This window comes from Nocardiopsis sp. B62 (assembly GCF_018070675.1).
In the GTDB taxonomy this organism is placed as follows: Bacteria; Actinomycetota; Actinomycetes; order Streptosporangiales; family Streptosporangiaceae; genus Nocardiopsis; species Nocardiopsis prasina.
In genome coordinates, this window is the sequence record NZ_JAGPXK010000036.1 from 1 (window position 1) to 17416 (window position 17416).

Sequence of the window (17416 nt, forward strand, 5' to 3'; positions counted from 1 at the left end):
CGGGACGCTCGTCCAACATCACGTTGAACAACCCCGCCGACATCTGCAGACTCGTCACCCGGTGCTCCACCACCAGATCAGCGATCGCGTCGAACCGCGGACGCTGCCCCGGCTGCAACACACACCGACCACCGAACAACAACGCGCCGTAAAGCTCCAGGGCGAACGCGTCCCACGACACCGGCGAACACTGCAACCACACCTGATCAGGACCGAAGTCCACATACTCCTGACCCAGCAACGTCCCCACCACACCCCGATGGGAGGTCACCACACCCTTGGGAAGACCCGAGGAACCCGACGTGAACATCACACACGCCACATCACCAGGCCCCACCTCCACACCAAGATCACCGCTCTCACACACGGCGACACCGGGCGCGTCCACCGACAGCACCCCGACACCTGACAGGGCGGCGAGGTCCAGTCCACCGGAACCCGGGATCGCCGTTTCGCCCTCGGCTCCGAAGGCCGCGGCGCGGTGACCGGCGTTCGACCCCGTGCCACCCCCACCCGTGCCCGTGCCCGAGAGCACGGTGGTGATTCCGGCCGAGGCGACCACGGACTCCAACCGTGCGGCCGGGAAAGCCGGATCCAGCAACGTGTAACCCGCACCGGCCTTCAACACGGCCAACAACGCCACCACCATCTCCGGCCCCCGAGGCAGATACACCCCCACCAGCTCACCCGGGCGTAGACCCTCACCCACCAGATACCGCGCCAACCGGTTCGCCCGAGCGTTCAACTCCCCATAGGAGACCCGCTCATCCCCGAACACCAACGCCACAGCATCCGGAACCGAAGCCGCACACTCCTCGAACACCCGGTGCAGGGTGCGATCCGCGACGAGGTCGGTGCCCGCGCCGCCGAAGTCCACCAGGACTCGCTGCCGCTCCTGCGCGGAGAGGAGGTCGACCCGTCCCGCCCGTACCCGAGGCTCCGCCACCACGGCGGCCAGCACCCGCTCCAAGCGGGCCACCAACGCCTCCGCCGTGCCACGGTCGAACAGGTCGACCGCGTACTCCAGGGTCCCCCGGATCCCCCCGGGCCCGCCGTCAACGTCGGAGCGCTCGCCGAGGTCGAGAGTCAGGTCGAACTTGGACGTGCCCATGGAACGAAGCTCCATCGCGACGTCCAGGCCCGGTAGTTCCGGGACCGCCCCGGCATTGTTCTGGAGCACGAGCATGACCTGGAAGAGCGGGTGGTGAGCCGATGACCGTGTGGGTGCCAGGGCCTCCACCACGCGGTCGAAGGGCACGTCACGGTGATCGAAGGCAGCCAGATCACCCTCACGCACCCGAGCCAGCAACTCCACGAACGTCGGATCCCCCGACACATCCGTACGCAACACCAACGTGTTCACGAAGAACCCCACCAAGGAATCCAACGCCTCATCATCACGCCCAGCCACAGGCGTACCGATCGGAACATCAACACCACCACCCGACCGCGCCAACACCACCGCCAACGCAGCCTGAAGAACCATGAAGAGGGTCACGTCGTGGTCCGCGGCCAGTTCGGCCAGCGCGGCGTGCAGGTCGGCGGGCAGATCAACGGCGATCGTCGCGCCCTCGTTGGAGGGAACCAGGGGACGGGGACGGTCCGCGGGCAGGTCCAGAACCTCCGGGGCACCGGCGAGGGACCGCTCCCAGTAGGCCGTCTGGCTCGCGAGCAGGCTCCCCGGATCCGACTCCGAGCCCAGGACGTCCTTCTGCCAGAGCGCGTAGTCGGCGTACTGCACGGCCAGGTCGGGCCGGTCGCTCCAGTCGGGGGTCTGCCCGAGCAGCCGCGCCCCGTAGGCGGCGCCCAGGTCCTCCATGAGCGGGGCCATGGACCATCCGTCGCTGGCGATGTGGTGGACGAGCACGACCAGGACGGTGTCCTGTTCTCCCGTACCCAGCAGCCATCCCCGGATGGGGATCTCCCGCTCCAGGTCGAAGGCGTGGCGCACCGCCCGGTCGATCCCGGCGCCGATCTCCTCCTCCCCGACGTCGACGACCTCCAGCACCGGCCGGTCGGGCAGGACCCGTTGGAAGGGTTCTCCGTCATCGGAGGGGAAGACCGTGCGCAGGGTCTCGTGGCGGTCCGCCACGTCCCCCAGCGCCGCCCGGAGCGCGTCCTCGTCCACTCGACCGCGTAGCCGCAGGACCACCGGGACGTTGTAGGTGGGACTCGGTCCCTCCATGCGGTGCAGGAACCACAGACGGCGCTGGGCGAAGGAGAGCGGTACGCGTTCGGGGCGCTCCACCGCCGTGAGCGGTGCGCGCACGGGCCCGCCGGAGACCGACCTGACCAGCGCGTCCACCGCCGCGACTGTGGGAGAGCGGAACACGTCCCCCAGGGCCAGCTCCGCGCCCAGCACCGCGCGCACCCTGCTGACCAGCCGGGTGGCGAGCAGGGAGTGGCCGCCCAGGTCGAAGAAGGAGTCGTCGATCCCGACGGCCTCCACTCCGAGGAGTTCGCGGAAGACTCCGCAGAGGATCTCCTCCTGGGGAGTGCGCGGGGCCCGGCCGGTCGATGTGTACCGGGGTGCGGGCAGGGCCCTCCTGTCCAGCTTGCCGTTGGCCGTCAGCGGGAGCTCGTCCAGCACCACCACCGCCGACGGCACCATGTGGTCGGGCAGCGAGGCGGCCAGAGCCGCGCGCAGAGCGGCCGGGTCAGCCTCCGCTCCCGCCTCGGCCACCGCGTAGGCCACCAACCGCCGGTCGCCAGGACGGTCCTCACGCACCACCACGGCACCCTGGACGACACCGGACAACCCCGCAAGCACGGCCTCGACCTCACCGGGCTCGACCCGGAAACCGCGGACCTTGACCTGGTCGTCCACCCGGCCGAGGAACTCAACGGTCCCCTCCTCGGTCCACCGCACCAGGTCACCGGTGCGGTACAACCGGCCCCCCGGAGCACCGAAGGGATCGGGAACGAACCGCTCGGCGGTCAGGTCCGGACGACCCACGTACCCGAGCGCGAGACCGGCGCCCCCGACGTACAGCTCACCGGGCACACCCACGGGGACCGGGCGCGACCGGCCGTCCAGCACGTAGCAGCTGCGATGGGCGATGGGAGCGCCCACCGGGACCAGGGGGCCGTCGATCTCCGTGACCCTGTGCGAGTTGGTGAAGACCATGCTCTCGACCGGCCCGTAGCCGTGCTGCAGCCGCACGGTGGGAAGGGCCTCCAGGAAGCGGCGCATGTGCTCCGTGGACGGGGCCTCGCCGCCGGTGACGACCTGGCGCACACCTTCGAACACCTCCGGGTGTTCGTCGAGGACCAGGTTGAACAGACCGGCGGAGAGCCACATCGCGGTGACCCCGTGCTCGGCGACCAGTTGCGCCATCCGTCGCGGCTCGGGTGCCTGACCCGGTTGGAGCACGCACGTCGATCCGTGCAGCAGCGCACCCCAGAACTCCAGCACGAAAGCGTCCCAGGAGACCGGAGCGGTCTGCAGCCACACCTGTTCCGGTCCGAAGTCCAGGTAGTCCTGCCCGAGGAGAGTGGAGACCACGGAACGGTGCGGGGCCACCACACCCTTGGGCACACCCGTCGATCCCGACGTGAACATCACGCACGCGGGTGCCCCCGGGGGCACCCGCACACCCAGGTCCTCCGCGCTGCGCCGGGCCACGGTCGCGGCTTCGGCGTCGACCCGGACGAGGTGCTCGGCGCCCACCCCGCGTCCGGCCAGTCCCGCCCTGGTCACGACCGGTCCGACACCGGCGGCCGCGACCATCGTGGCCAGGCGGTCGTCGGGGAAGGCTGGGTCGAGGGGCACATACGCGGCTCCGGTCTTGAGCACCGCGAGCAGCGCGTCCGCGAACTCGGCGCCGCGCTCCAGCAGGACGCCCACCATCGTTCCGGGGCCGACACCGAGCCCGCGCAGGTGCCGAGCGAGGCGGTTGGCACGGGCGTTCAGGTCACCGTAGGAGACCACGGTGCCGTCGGACACCACCGCCGTGGCATCCGGCGCCATCGCGGCGCGCTCCTCGAACACCTCGTGCACGGCCCGGTCCGCCACCTCGGCCGACGCAACGGGGTTGAACCCCGCGACCACCCGCCGGTGCTCGTCCTCGGAGAGCAGGTCCAGGTCACCGACGGCGGTCCCGGGTTCACGGCACAGCGCGTCGAGCAGGCGGACGAACGACTCCGTACGGCGCTCCAGGTCCTCCTGGGAGAAGACCGCCGGGTTGGCGTCGAAGTCGATCTGCAGGGCGCCGTCGCGGCCGCGTTGGAGGACGTCGATCCGAAGTTCCTCGATGGGCCCCTGGAAGAGGTTGTGCGGAACGCAGGGGAGGCCGCCGAAGTCGACGTCGTAGTCGAAGGACATGATGTTGACGAGTGGGCCGAACTCGCGCCTGGTCTGCGGGGTCTGGCCGAGCAGCCGCCGGGTGGCGGCGACCGGGTGACGCTGGTGCGGCAGGCAGGATCGCAGAGCGGCCGCCACGTCGCGGGCCACGTCCGCCGCCGGCGCCTCCGGGTCAACGGCAAGGCGCAGCGGGATGACGTTGGAGTACATCCCGGGGGTGCGGCGGCTGAGTTCCGTGGTGCGCGCGGTGACCGGAAGGCTGAGGAGGATGTCCCGCTCCCCCGTCCACCGCTGGGTGTAGGCGGCCACGGCCGCCATGAGCATCTGTTTCCACCGGGTTCCGCAGCGCTCGGCCGCCCGCTGGATCCGGGCCACGCCCTCCTCGTCGATGATCCGAGTGCAGCGCAGGTACCGGGGTCCGGGTTCCGCCCGGTTCCGGGTGAGGGCGGTGTGGTGCGGTGCACCGTCCAGGTACCCGGCCCAGTAGCGGCGGTCCTCCTCGCGCTCCGGTCCGTCCTCGTACCGGGCCGACTCCTCGACCAGCGCGCCGAACGAGCCGAGGGTCGGGCCGGTGTCGGTGCCGTGGAGCAGCGCCGTGTACAACTCGGCCACGCGCCGGGCCAGCAGCATGAAGGTGTACCCGTCGACCATGAGGTGGTGCGCCCTCTGGAACCAGACGTGGCGGTCGCCGCCGAGGCGGAAGAGCACGTGGGCGTAGAGCGGGTGGCGGGTCACGTCCAGCGGCACCGCGAGTTCCTCGCGCATCATCGCCAGCGCCTCCGCGGCGGGGTCGTCGGCGTCGCCGAGGTCCACGATGCGCATGGGGTAGGTCAGCGTCGCGTCGGTCCACTGGCGGGGGCCGGATTCCGTGGCGACGAAGCGCGTGCGCAGGATCTCGCTCTCCGACACGACCCGCCCCACCGCCCGCTCCAGGACGACGGGGTCGAGCGGCCCCGTGATCTCGTAGTACTCGCCGTTGTTGAGCATCGGGCTGTCGGGGTCGGCTTCCTGGGTGAACCAGATTCCGCTCTGCGCCTCGTTGAGCGGCCGGGTTTCGTCGAATGTGCAGAGCATCGAGTTTCCCTTCTCCCTTTCCTGGACGTATCGGACTTGCGGCTGCGGCCTTCGGGGTTCGGAAAGCACCGGCCCCGGCTGGCGGGGCCGGGGTGCCCTCACGGGACGGTGCTCGGTTCCGCCGCGACCGACGCGACCGCGGCGGCCGACGCGGGCAGCAGGACGTCCTCGCTGCCCAGCGCCTCCGGGGAGTACTTGCCGAGCGCGCTGATGAGCAGGCGTGCCTCCAGTGCCAGCGCGCTGACGAGGTTGACCAGACCGTTCTCGGGGTCCTCGTCGACGGCGACGAGCGCGGCGCGGCCCAACCCCACGGCCCGCGCGCCCAGAGCGAGGGCGACGACCGCCCTCCCGGCCTCCCACATCCGCCCGGAGGCGAGCAGGCACCCGTCCGGGGCGCCGATCCTGCGCAGGCACTCACCGAGTGGCAGGCCCACCCGGCTCAGGAAGACCGGCGGCGCCCAGCCGGATCCTCCCTCGGCCCCGTCGACCGTGACGGCGTGCGCTCCCGCCGACCAGGCCACGCGGGCCGCGTGCCCGACGTCCCGCCCGGGCGGGAGCTTCACCCAGACCCGGACCCGCGGGAAGTTGTTGCGCATGAACCTGATCTGCTGGGCGAGGATCTCCTCGGTGAACGTGCCGGGGCTGGAACTGCGCAGCCGCGGGCCGCCTCGGGGGTCCAGGCTGGCGGTGACGTCATAGCGGTCCGAGAGGCGGGCGGCGTCGGCTTCGCCGACCATGGTCATGCCGCCGAGGCCGGGCTTGGCGCCCTGGCCGAGCTTCAGTTCGAACCCCATGCGGCCCGAGTCCAGCAGCGGTGCGACGGCCGGGTCGGTGTGGACCCGGTTCCACACCTCGGCGTCGGCGTCCTCCGTGCTCTGCTGAACGACCACGCCCCCGACGCCCTCGGGCAGTTCCGAGGCGTAGGCCTCCAGCCTGCTCAGCAAGGAGGAGTCCGCACTGTAGCCGTGGGCGGGCGCCACGTTCTCGCCCACCACCAGGGGGATGCCCAGGCGTCCGGCCTGCCGCCCCGCGGCGAGGGCGAGTTCGGTCCCGACCTGGGTGGACCCGAAGGCCGACACGTACACCGGAAGCTCCGAGGCGAAACCGCCGATCCGGGTCCGCAGCTCGACGTCGCTGAAGAGCGGCTCCCGGGCCAGGTCGATGAGCTTCTCCATGCGGCGGGGCATGAACACCGGGGGCACGAGGCGGGCGGCGTCGAGGGGGTCCGCAGTGGCGGCGGAGGTGACGTCCGCCCCGATGACGGTCCTACCGTAGGAGTCGTCCGGCGGGAACACGGCGGCGCTGCCCCTGCGGGCGCGGTCGCGGATCGCCTGTTCCGGCAGGCCATCGGCGTGCAGTCGGTTCATGCCGACACCACCCCGGGAAGTTTCGGATAGGCGGTGACCTGCCACAGGGAGTCCATACCGGTCAGGTACCGCAGGACCCGCTGCAGGCCCATACCGAACCCGGCGCTGGCGGGGATGCCCTCGCGGGCCTCCTTCAGGTACCAGCCGTACTTGGCGGGGTTCTCGCCGCTCTCGCGGATACCGGTGACAATCGCCGCGTAGTCGGCCTGGCGTTCGCTGCCGCTGACCAGTTCGCCGTAGCCGCCGTGCGCCAGCAGGTCGAAGTTGCGCAGGACGCCGGGGTGCTCGGGGTCCTCCCGGTCGTAGAAGCCCCGGGAGCCCTTGGGGTAGTCGGTGACGAAGAAGGGCCGGTCCGCCTTGTGGGACAGCATCGCCTCGCCCTCCCAGTCGATCTCGGCCCCCGCGTCCTGGTCGTGGCCCATCCCGCGCAGGGTGTCGACCGCGTCGGTGTGGGTGCGGATGCCGAAGCCGCCCGCGAGCAGTTCCTTGAAGAAGACCGGATCCCGCCCGAGGCCGGTCAGGAGTTCGGGGACCCGATCGAGCACGTGGGCGACGACGTGGGTGAGCAGTCGCTCGGCCACCCGCATCGCGTCGTCCCGGGTGGCGCCCGCGATCTCCACGTCGATCTGGTGGAACTCGAAGAGGTGGCGTCCGGTGGAGGCGGTCTCCAGGGGTTCGGCACGCACGTTCGGCGCGATGTAGAAAAGCTTGGGGAAGCCGCGCAGCGACGCCTGTTTGTAGAGGATCGCGCTGGTCATCAACTTGTAGCGGTGACCGTAGAAGTCCACGTCGAGCTGTTTGGCACCGCGGCCGCCGGGGTCGGTGACCGGGCCGGTCAGGGGTGGCAGGAGCTCGACGAAGCCCTGTCCGCGCAGGTGGTCGCGGGTCGCTGCGAGGACCTCCTGCTGGACCAGCATGATGTCGCGCGTGGTCGGGGAGGTGAGGTGCTCGCCCAGGGGCGGGATCGGCGCGGGGTTCGCGGGGTCGTTCATGGTTCCTCCGTTTCGGAGCGCCGGGGTCGGCGGTCGTGGGGGTGCGACACCGGGTCCGCTCACGTGACCCGGTCGTAGCGCTGTTCGACGTGGTGGAGCATCATGAGCAGGGCGTCGGCGGTCAGCCGGGTGGGGACCACCGAGTCCACGGGCACGGGGATCGGCATGTTCCCGGTACTCAGCCAGCGCAGGTATCCGTCGTCGCCGATGTAGCTGCGGGCCTGTCCGCGGTTGTCCGGGTGCAGGCAGAACGGAAGGTCGAGCCGGCCCCGTTCGAACGCGCGGGGAAGCGCCCGTCCGACGTCCGGGTCGATGTCCAGGACCGCCTCGACGAGCGAGCGCGCCTCGGCGAGGACACCGCTGTCCCCCGCCTCGGCCACGCGCGGTCCCGCCGTCTCCGCGGCGCGGGCGCTTGCCTCCAGCGCCCGGATGTTCTCCTCGATGGTGGGGATCCGGTGCGCCTCCGCCTCGGTCTTGACGATGACGCGTGCGGCCCCGGCGCGTACGGCGGTGCGCGCCGCCTGTTCCATCAGGAGCACCGCGCCGCGGGAGGTCCGGGGGTAGACCCCCATGTAGGCGTAGAAGACGATGTGCCACTGGGTGTCGGGGAGGTACTCGCTCGCCAGTCGGCGCAGGGCGAGCACGGCCTCCTCGTCCTGCGCGGGGTGGATCTGCTGGGCGTAGCTGAGCGAGAGGCTGCGGATGCCGTGCTGTCGGAAGAAGACCCCTTCGAGCAGGCTGATCGCGACGAGCAGGCTGGGCGGGCAGAGCTGGCCGAGCATGCATCCGCCGAAGCTCTCCACGTGGGGACGGCGCCCGTCGGCCCCGGACTCGGCGAAGAGTTCGGTGCTCTCGACCCAGCTGTCCACCGCCTCCCGTAGCGGGGTGCGGCTGTAGGGCAGGCAGTAGGAGACCGGTCCGCCCTCGGTGGCCTCCAACCCGAGTCGGGTGAGGGTGCGGAAGATGTCCTGCGGCCGGGAGGATCCGTGGCGGACCTGCACGGGGAAGGCCGTGTCCCGGACCCCGTCGAGAAGCTCCACGGTCTCGTGGTCGGGACGTGCGACGATCGGATAGCCGTTGAGCTTGACGCCGTCGGCCAGGGCCCTGCGGGCGGCCTCGTGGTTTCCCGTCCGCGTGTAGCTGTCCAGGGTCAGGGTTCCCACACTGACCGCGTCGGCCGCCTTGGTCGCGACCAGGCCCGCGCGCATCCGTCGCAGGTCGCCGAAGCCCATCCGGGGCTGGACGACGAGGTTCCCGTTCCGTTCCGCGGCGGCGACGAAGTCACCGAAGGAGGGACGGGCGGTGTCGAGGGGCGGGGTCATGACACCGCTCTCAGCCCGCGCGCCGTCACGAACTCCCGGAACCCGCCCAGCTCGTGCTCCGCGAAGACCGCGTCGAACCCCTCGTTGAGGAGGCGGCGGGTGAAACCGACGTCGCGGACACCGTCCACACCCAGCTTCCCGCCCACGACGAGGGGGATCCGTTCGAGGCCGGGAACAGCGCGCAGGTGCCGGATCAGCCCGAGTGCGTCGTTGAATCCGTGGCCGTTGACGCTGCTCACCACGACCAGGTCGGGGCGGTGTTCCAGGCACGCGTCGGCCAGCAGCTCCTCGGGAACGCAGGCCCCGACGTTCACGACCTCGTGCCCCATCTCCTCCAGCAGGAGCTGCATATAGATGAGATTCCAGGTGTGTGAGTCGGAAACGGTACTGGAAACGATGGACTTGGGCCGAAAACCCGTCACGCCACCACGGAACATCTATCCCACCTCGAATGGCGCTTGGCCGTTGGTTTCTTTCCTCGCGGAGAAGTTATGTCCCGTACGGACGGAGAACGGGAAGTGCTGTCGGCAGATTGGGCGGCATGTGCGCCGACCACGGCTCAGGCCGCGACCGGGGCCGCGACCCGAGGGGTGTGCGCCGCACGCAGGACGCGGACGAGGTTGAGCGTGTGCACACGGGCCTGGCCGGTGCCGCGCTCGCAGTGCACGAGCCCGCGAGTGATCAGGCCGTTCAGCACCCTGCCGCAGTCGGCGAGCGGGAGACCGCAGATACGTGCCAGGCCGTCCGCGCGTTCGCCGTCGGCGGTGGCGCACAGCAGGTCCAGCACGGTCTCCTCGTCCGGGGAGAGGGTGGCGAACGCCCTGTTCAGTCCCTCGACGACGCCGGGCACGGCGGGGCCGGTCAGCGAGCTGAGGAACGGGAGGGGGTCCTCCCGCAGGCAGGCGAGCAGGGTGGCCGGGTCGTAGAGGGTCAGCCATGTCGCCGCGCAGACCAGCGCGCCGGGGATCCGGTCGAGCAGCACGCAGATCTCGGCCAGCAGCGGGGCGTCCTCGGGGCCGGGGCTGGGTGAGAGACGGGTGTCGCCCAGGTGCCAGACGAGCACGTCCACGGCCGCGGCGGGCGCGAGGGCAGCCAACGGGAAGACCTGCTCACCGGGTACGCCGTAGGGCTGGTCGGCCACCGCGAGAACGCGCAGGGCGGGGCATTCGTGGAGGAGGCGGGCGAGCGCCGCGCCGTTGGGTGCCCCCGGACGGGGCGCGTCCAGGACCAGCAGGGCGGGGCGGTCTCCCACGGTGTGCACCAGGTCGGCCACCCCGTCGCGGTCGCTGTCCACGGGTCCGACCACGGAGAACAGGTCCGCGACGGCCCGGCCCACCAGGTCGGCCAGCTCACCGGCGGGCGCCGGGAAGTCGTGGTCGGACCCCGTGGCCCACAGGACCGGGAGCTCGCAGGAGCGGTGCAACCGCTGGGCGACCTCGATCGCCAGGCGGCTCTTGCCGACCCCCGGGGCCCCGGTCACGGTCACCAGGCGGCGGCCCGGAGCGGCCAGGGCCATGGCGAGGGCCTCCGCCTCCTCCTGCCGCCCCAGGACGGGGGTGCGGGGATCCGGGGCGGGTGCGACGACGGCGTCCGGTCCGCACAGGCTGACCGTGCGGGCGCCGCGCCGACCCGCGGCGGCCAGCAGGTCGGCGCGGTCGCGGTCACCGAGGCGCAGGGCCTCTCCCAACAGGCGGACGGTGTCCCTGCGCGGGTGCAGGGCCCTCCCGTGTTCGAGGTCGCGGATGGCCCGGACACTGATCGTGGAGAAGTCGGCCAGCTCCTGCTGCGTGAGCCCGGACCGCGAGCGGTACCGGCGGAGCAGATCTCCGAAGCGCTGGTTCTCAGTGGGGGATGCCATCCTCTGCGCCCTCTTTCCTCTGGGTCGGTTCCGAACAGGACCCATTCTGGAAAAAGCCGCTATCTCCGGCGCATCGTCCGGCAAAACCGCCGGTCCGGAGAGGGCGGACCGGGCCGGACCATCGATCCGACGGGACCGGTGGGACCGCTGTGGCCTGTGCGGGAACGATCAGGGGCGGGGTTGCGACGCGGGTATCCCGCCTGAGGGAAAGGGGGATAGCGGCGTGATAGCCAAACCAGCGATTCGGCGATGCCCCCTGTTTCTAGATTCGTGTTCATCGGAAGAACGAACACGAAAGGCACTCACTTGAAGCTCCTCAGAATCCTCGCCGCCGCGGCCATCGCCGCCACCGCCGCTCTCGGCCCGATCGTCCTCACCGGGGCCGCCGCCCACGCCGGCACGTCCCTGAGCCCCGGAGCGCCCATCTCCCAGGAGAGCCCGAACAACGACCCCTGGGAGCCGTAGACCGCAGGGGCGTCCACCGGGTCCGCCCGTGTCAGGAACCGGGTGCTCCCGCGATCCGCACCGCCTCGGCGTGCTTGGACTCCATCCCCCTCTCCGCGAACACCCCGGCCACCCTCTCCGCGAGTTCGACGGCCTGCCCGCTCTCGCCCAGGCCCTGGAGCAGCCGCGCCAGGTCCAACCCGACCTCGGCGGCACCCGCGCCGTCCCGGATCTGTTCGCGTACGGCCAGCGAACGGCCGAGGAACCGCCGGGCCTCCCCCGACCGCCCCAGCAGCCCGCAGACCCGCCCCAGGTCATGCAGGAGATAGCCCTCCCCGATCGGATCGCGCAGCTCGCGCACCAACTCGAAGGACTCGGTGAGGATGCCCAGCGCCTCCCTGTGGTCCCCCTTCAGTAACGAGTACTGACCGATCCTGCGCAGCACCTGCGCGCGACTGCGCGGGTCTCCCGTCGTCTCCGCGTGCTGACGGGCGCGCAGGAGCTCGACCATCCCCCGCTCCTCCTCGCCCATGGCCAGCCGGACGTGCCCGGTGAGCAGCAGGGTGCGGCCCATGCCCGCCACGTCGCCGATCGACTCGAAGACCTCGTAGGCCCGTTCCCCGAAGTCCAGCGCGCGCTCTCGGTCGCCGTCCACGTTGGCCAGGTGGGCGAGTTCGCGCAGGCACTTGGCGCGGCCGAGCGCGTCCTCGAGGCCGGTGAAGCCCTCCAGGGCGGCCGTCATCGCCGCCCGCGCCTCGTCGTTCTTCCTCTGGTCCAGGTAGAGGCAGCCGTTGGAGAAGGTGATCGCGGCAATCCCACGCAGGTTGCCCGCCGCGCGTACCGCCTCCATCGCCCGCTGGTTGGTGAGGGCCCACTCGTCCGGGTGGCAGCGCCGGCCGAACAGCGTGAGCAGGGACACCGCGAGATCCCAGCAGAGTTCGTCGAGCCCCGCCCGGGCCGCGGTGTCCACGGCCGCGTACAGGTTGTCCTGCTCCCGCTCCAGCCACTCCATCGGGTCCGCGAGGGCGACCTCGGTGAGCGCGCGAGGCGGGTGCCAGCGCGTGCCCTCGCCGTGCAGGAGCAGGTAGTCGCCGCCGTGGATACGCCGGTTGGCCTCGTCCACCAGGCCGAGCCACCCTCCGACGAGTCGTCCGAGGGCGGCGTGCCGGTCGGGCCCGGGTTCCTGGTCGAGGAGGCGCTCCCGGGCGAACAGGCGGATGATGTCGTGGAAGCGGTACCTGGGGTCGCCGCCGGGGTCGATCCCGGTGACGTCCAGCATCTGGGCGTCCACAAGGGGTTCGAGCAGGTCCGACGGGTACCGGCGACGATCGTCGAGGAGCGCGCCGGCGATCCAGCCCGGCTGGTTCGGCCCGTCGGCGAGGGCGAACAGCCGGAGGGTGCGGCGGGTGACGTCGTCCATGCCGTCGTAGGTCAGGCTGAGGCTGGCGCGGACCCCGAGTTCGCCGTGGGTGAGCTCGTCCAGGCGGTGGCGTTCGTCGGAGAGCCGGTTGACCATGGAGGCCAGGGACCAGTGCGGGCGCGCCGCCAGGCGCGCGGCGACGATGCGCAGGGCCAGCGGCAGCCGTCCGACCGATCGCACCAGTGAGTCGGCCGCGGCGGGTTCGGCCTCCACCCGCCCGGAGCCGACGATCCGGCGGAGGAGGTCGAACGACTGGTCCCGGTCCAGCACGTCGAGTTCGACGAGGACCGCCCCGGGGACGCCGGTGAGCCTGGCCCGGCTGGTGACGATCACGCCGCATCCCGGGCTGCCCGGAAGCAGGTCCGCCACCTGGCGCTCCGATCCGGCGTCGTCGAGCACGACCAGGACCCGGCGCTCGGACAGCAGGCTCCGGTACATCTCGGCGCGCTCGTCGCGGCCCTCGGGAATGGACTGGCCCGGGATGCCCAGCGCGCGGAGGAAGCGGGCGAGTACCTCGGCGGTCTCGGTGGGGCTCTCACGGCTGCCGCGCAGGTCGCAGTAGAGCTGCCCGTCCGGGAAGCGCTCGTCCTGGAGGCGGTGGGCGACGTGGACGGCCATGGCGCTCTTGCCGACCCCGGGCCGACCGATGATGACGGCGACACCGACCGCGTGGCCGCGCTCGGGGAGCGTGAGGGCGACCTCCACGGAGCTGACGGACTCGGCGCGGCCGACGAAGTCCGCTGTGTCAGCGGGCAGTTGCCGGGGGCGGGCCTCACCGACGCCGGAGTACGCTTCGGGCTCCTCGGGCAGGATCGGGAGCTCGTTCCCCTTGTCGTCGCCGTCAGGGGCGGCAGGTGTGACGGGGGGCGAGGGGGACCGAAGGTCGGTCCGCTCCGGGCCCAGGAGCAGGGTCGGGTCCCCCGAGAGGATGCTCGTCTCCAGGCCGCGCAGCTCCTCGCCCATCTCCAGACCGAGTTCCCCCATGAAGAGGTCCCGGCCCCTCCGGTACGCCTCCAGCGCCTCGGCCTGCCGACCGGAGCGGTAGAGGGCGAGCATCAGCTGCTTCCTGAGGCGTTCGCGCAGGGGGAAGTCCTGCACGAGCGCGTTGATCTCACCGATGAGCCCGCTGTGGCGGCCGAGCCCGAGCTCGAGCTCGATGTAGGTCTCGATGAGGTTGGTGCGGGCCTCGTCCAGGCGCGCGGCCTTGGTCCCGAGGCTGCGGCTGGAGATACCGCTGAGCGTGGGACCGCTCCAGAGCCCGGACGCCCTGCGCAGGAGGGCCACCGCCTCGGCGTCCCGGCCCTCCCTGCCGACGACCTCGGCCTCGGCCGCGAGCCGTTGGAAGCGACGCACGTCGATCGCGTCGGGTTCGGCCTGGAACCGGTAGCCAGGAGGCCTGGTCTCCAGAGTGGCCCCGGTCGAGGCGAGGCACTTCCTCAGCCGGGAGACACAGATCTGCACCTGCGTGCGCGCGGTCCCCGGCGGGTCCTCGTCCCAGATCGCGTCCACGAGGTAGTCGGTGGACACGACGTGCCCGGCCTCCAGCAACAGGGCGGCGAGAACGACCTGTTGCCGTCCCGGGGGGATGCGCACCTGGCCTTCGGCACCCTCGACCTGAAGTGGCCCGAGAATTCTAAAGGGGGGATCCCCTCTGTCCTCGACAAGTGTTTCATAGCCGATGACGGGCCCCTTTGACGGCAGGGTCGGGGTGGGCCGACCAAGGTTATTCTCGGATCCTTGTCGGCCAAGGTAGCCACTCGAAAAGCAACCCGTCAATATGGACCCGACAACAACAAGGAAACGGATGGTAGCCATGCGATAGCGAACGAATAGGTCCGATGGGCATCCTGGTACTCAGAGCCAGAACACAAGCCGCGCCTGCGCGAGCGGGACGTGACGATCCGTGACCAAAAACGGGTTCGGAGCAGGGGGCAGGGAGCGTGGCCACAGTCGAGAATGATCACGACCACCTATCACCAAACGCCACGATAACCTCACTCGGAGTAGAACACGTTCGCCTTTCGTATCACTATTTAGATAGCGGGGATATTGACGGATACGCATCGCTGCTCGCGGAAAAGGTGCAGATAAAGCGACCCGACCTTCCGCTCGCGCACGGGCGAGACGAAGCCGAAAGACTGTGCGGCGACCCGCTGCGCCCCCGCGGTTTCCACGACCTCTACCGGGTGTTCGGTCAGTCCGGGCACATCGCCGCGGTCGGCCGCTTCGTGGTCCTGCCCCACGAGCCCGACCGGGGCCCCGAGGACGTGGACTTCGTGGACATCTTCACCCTGGCCGACGACGGTCTGATCCTCGGCCAGCGCCGCTTTCTGTCCCCGCGCTACGCCGACCGGCGGCGCGGCGGGTGGACCCCGGCCTCACAGCCGGGCGGGAGCACGTGAGCGGACGCGACCACGGGTGCCCTGCTCGTTCCCGATCACACGGAACCGTTTGCCCCGTTCACGCGTCACAAAGCATGACGAACGCTTCTCTCCCCCGGTCGCCGCACCGCCAGCCCCGCGTCGCTCCCCCGGTGCCGGACCGACCAGGTTCACCTCGCAGAAAGAGACACCCACGTGTTGCTGAGTGCATCCTCCACCGGCGGCCAGGAGGCGGCTGACGCGGCCTTCCTGACCTTCGGAGTGGCCCTGGCCATCGGCCTCGTCGTCCTCATCGCCCTCCTGGTGATGGTCACGCGCCTCTTCCGGAAGGTCGAGCAGGGCAAGGCCCTGATCATCTCCAAGGTCAGGGACGTCCACGTCACCTTCACCGGCTCCATCGTCCTCCCGGTCCTGCACAAGGCCGAGATCATGGACATCTCCCTCAAGAGCCTGACCCTGGAGCGCGGCGGCCGTGATGGCCTGACCTGCAAGGACAACATCCGCGCGGACATCAAGGTGTTCTTCTACGTCCGTGTGAACGAGACCGCCGAGGACGTCAAGAAGGTCGCGAAGGCGATCGGCACCGCGCGCGCCAGCGACCAGGACACCCTCCAGGAGCTCTTCAACTCCAAGTTCTCCGAGGCGCTCAAGACCGTCGGCAAGCAGTTCGACTTCGAGGAGCTGTTCACGCACCGCGAGCAGTTCCGCCACGCGATCGTGTCCCTGATCGGCACCGACCTCAACGGCTACATCCTGGAGGACGTGGCCATCGACGAGCTGGAGCAGACTCCGCTCCACCACCACGACGCGAACAACATCCTCGACGCGCAGGGCATCTCGAAGATCACGGAGCGCACCGCCAAGGAGCACAAGCGCACCAACGAGTTCGAGAACGACCGCCGCAAGGAGATCGACCGCCAGAACACGGAGACCGCCGAGACCCTCGCCGAGCTGGAGAAGCGTCGCGAGGAGGCGGCCGCCAAGGCCAAGCGCGAGATCGAGATCATCCGCGCGCAGGAGGAGGCCGAGACCGCCCGCGTCCAGGCCGAGGAGCGGCTCAAGTCCGAGACCGCCAACCTGCGCACCAACGAGCAGCTCGGCGTCCAGTCCGAGAACCAGCAGCGTGAGATCGCGGTCGCCGAGAAGAACCGCGAGCGCGTCATCGCCATCGAGACCGAGCGGATCGAGAAGGACCGCCTCCTGGAGGTCATCGGCCGCGAGCGCGAGACCGAGCTGAGCCGCATCGCCAAGGACAAGGAGGTCGAGGCCGAGAAGCGCGAGGTCGCCGACGTCGTCCGCGAGCGGATCGCCGTCGACCGCACCGTCGCCGAGCAGGAAGAGGCGATCAAGAAGCTCCGCGCCGTGGAGGAGGCCGAGCGCCAGCGGCAGTCCATCATCATCCACGCCGAGGCCGAGGCGCAGGAGAACCTGGTCAAGGACATCAAGGCCGCCGAGGCTGCCGAGGCCGCCGCCAAGCACAAGGCCCAGGAGGAGCTCACGCTCGCCGAGGCCCGCCAGCAGGCCGCCGAGCTGGACACGCGCGCCAAGATCCGACTCGCCGAGGGCATCCAGGCCGAGGCTGCCGCCGCCGGTCTGGCCGAGGTCCAGGTCCGCCAGCAGGACGCCGAGGCCGTCGAGAAGCTCGGCCGCGCCGAGGCCGTCGTCGCCCGTGAGAAGGCCGACGTCGAGGCCGACGCGGTGGAGAAGAAGCTGCGCGCCGAGGCCGCCGGTCTGACTGACAAGGCCGCCGCCATGGCCGCCCTGGACCAGGTCAGCCGCGAGCACGAGGAGTACCGCCTGCGCCTGGACGCCGAGAAGGAGGTCCGCCTGGCCGGGATCGACGTGCAGCGTCAGGTCGCCGAGGCCCAGGCCACGGCGATGGCCGCCGGTCTGGAGAGCGCCGACATCAGCATCGTCGGCGGCGACGGCGCCTTCTTCGACCGCATGGTCAACTCCATCGGCATGGGCAAGGCCGTGGACGGGTTCGTCGGCAGCTCCGACACCGTCCAGGCGCTGGGCAGCGGTTGGCTCAGCGGCGAGGGCAACTTCGCCGACGACGTCAAGCGGGTCCTGGCCGAGGCCGACAGCGAGGACGTCAAGAATCTGACCGTCTCCGCCCTGCTGCTCAAGCTCATCGCGGCGGGCGGCCCCGAGACGGGCAAGCTGGACAACCTGCTGACGACTGCCCGTTCCCTGGGCCTCGACCAGCTTCCCGTGAACGCTCTCGCCCCCGTGAAGCAGTGAGGTAGTCCTCC

The 17416-nt window shown here is 70.7% G+C and carries 10 protein-coding genes; 3 read left to right on the plus strand and 7 right to left on the minus strand.

The genetic code is table 11. The features are described from left to right. From KBX21_RS24285 to KBX21_RS24310, 6 genes are all read right to left on the minus strand, one after another. A partial coding sequence (locus tag KBX21_RS24285; RefSeq protein WP_210843926.1) for a non-ribosomal peptide synthetase occupies positions 1 to 5377 on the minus strand: 5377 nt, incomplete at its 3' end. A gap of 98 nt (positions 5378 to 5475) precedes the next feature. Beyond that, a complete protein-coding gene (locus KBX21_RS24290; protein ID WP_210843928.1) occupies positions 5476 to 6744 on the minus strand; it encodes a glutamate synthase-related protein in 1269 nt (422 codons plus the stop codon). Next, positions 6741 to 7736, minus strand: a complete 996-nt coding sequence (locus tag KBX21_RS24295; protein ID WP_049566774.1) for an asparagine synthetase A — start codon at positions 7734 to 7736, stop codon at positions 6741 to 6743. Before KBX21_RS24295 ends, KBX21_RS24290 begins: the two co-directional genes overlap by 4 nt. Positions 7737 to 7795: 59 nt before the next feature. Beyond that, positions 7796 to 9058, minus strand: coding sequence for a methylaspartate mutase (locus KBX21_RS24300; RefSeq protein WP_049566777.1), 1263 nt, complete (start codon positions 9056 to 9058; stop codon positions 7796 to 7798). Further along, positions 9055 to 9495 (minus strand): cobalamin B12-binding domain-containing protein, encoded by a 441-nt coding sequence (locus KBX21_RS24305; RefSeq protein ID WP_049566782.1) that lies wholly within the window; start codon positions 9493 to 9495, stop codon positions 9055 to 9057. The genes KBX21_RS24300 and KBX21_RS24305 overlap by 4 nt, the downstream gene beginning before the upstream one ends. Positions 9496 to 9617: 122 nt before the next feature. Then, positions 9618 to 10916, minus strand: coding sequence for a helix-turn-helix domain-containing protein (locus KBX21_RS24310; protein ID WP_049566784.1), 1299 nt, complete (start codon positions 10914 to 10916; stop codon positions 9618 to 9620). A gap of 306 nt (positions 10917 to 11222) precedes the next feature. Between KBX21_RS24310 and KBX21_RS24315 the strand changes: the two genes are divergently transcribed. Further along, positions 11223 to 11381 carry a hypothetical protein gene (locus KBX21_RS24315; protein ID WP_156208010.1) on the plus strand — a complete coding sequence of 53 codons (159 nt, stop codon included), beginning with the start codon at positions 11223 to 11225 and terminating at the stop codon, positions 11379 to 11381. Between the two features lie 31 nt (positions 11382 to 11412). Here KBX21_RS24315 and KBX21_RS24320 read toward each other — a convergent pair whose 3' ends face one another. Then, positions 11413 to 14373, minus strand: a complete 2961-nt coding sequence (locus KBX21_RS24320; RefSeq protein ID WP_210843930.1) for an AfsR/SARP family transcriptional regulator — start codon at positions 14371 to 14373, stop codon at positions 11413 to 11415. A 347-nt stretch (positions 14374 to 14720) separates the two neighbouring features. Here KBX21_RS24320 and KBX21_RS24325 point away from each other — a divergent pair, with 347 nt between their 5' ends. Next, on the plus strand, positions 14721 to 15182 hold the full coding sequence (locus tag KBX21_RS24325; protein WP_082206263.1) for a nuclear transport factor 2 family protein: 462 nt from the start codon (positions 14721 to 14723) through the stop codon (positions 15180 to 15182). Positions 15183 to 15356: 174 nt separating this feature from the next. Further along, the gene (locus tag KBX21_RS24330) at positions 15357 to 17405 is read left to right on the plus strand and encodes a flotillin family protein (RefSeq protein WP_049566789.1); all 2049 of its coding nucleotides are present in this window, start codon (positions 15357 to 15359) and stop codon (positions 17403 to 17405) included. Positions 17406 to 17416: the final 11 nt, after the last annotated feature.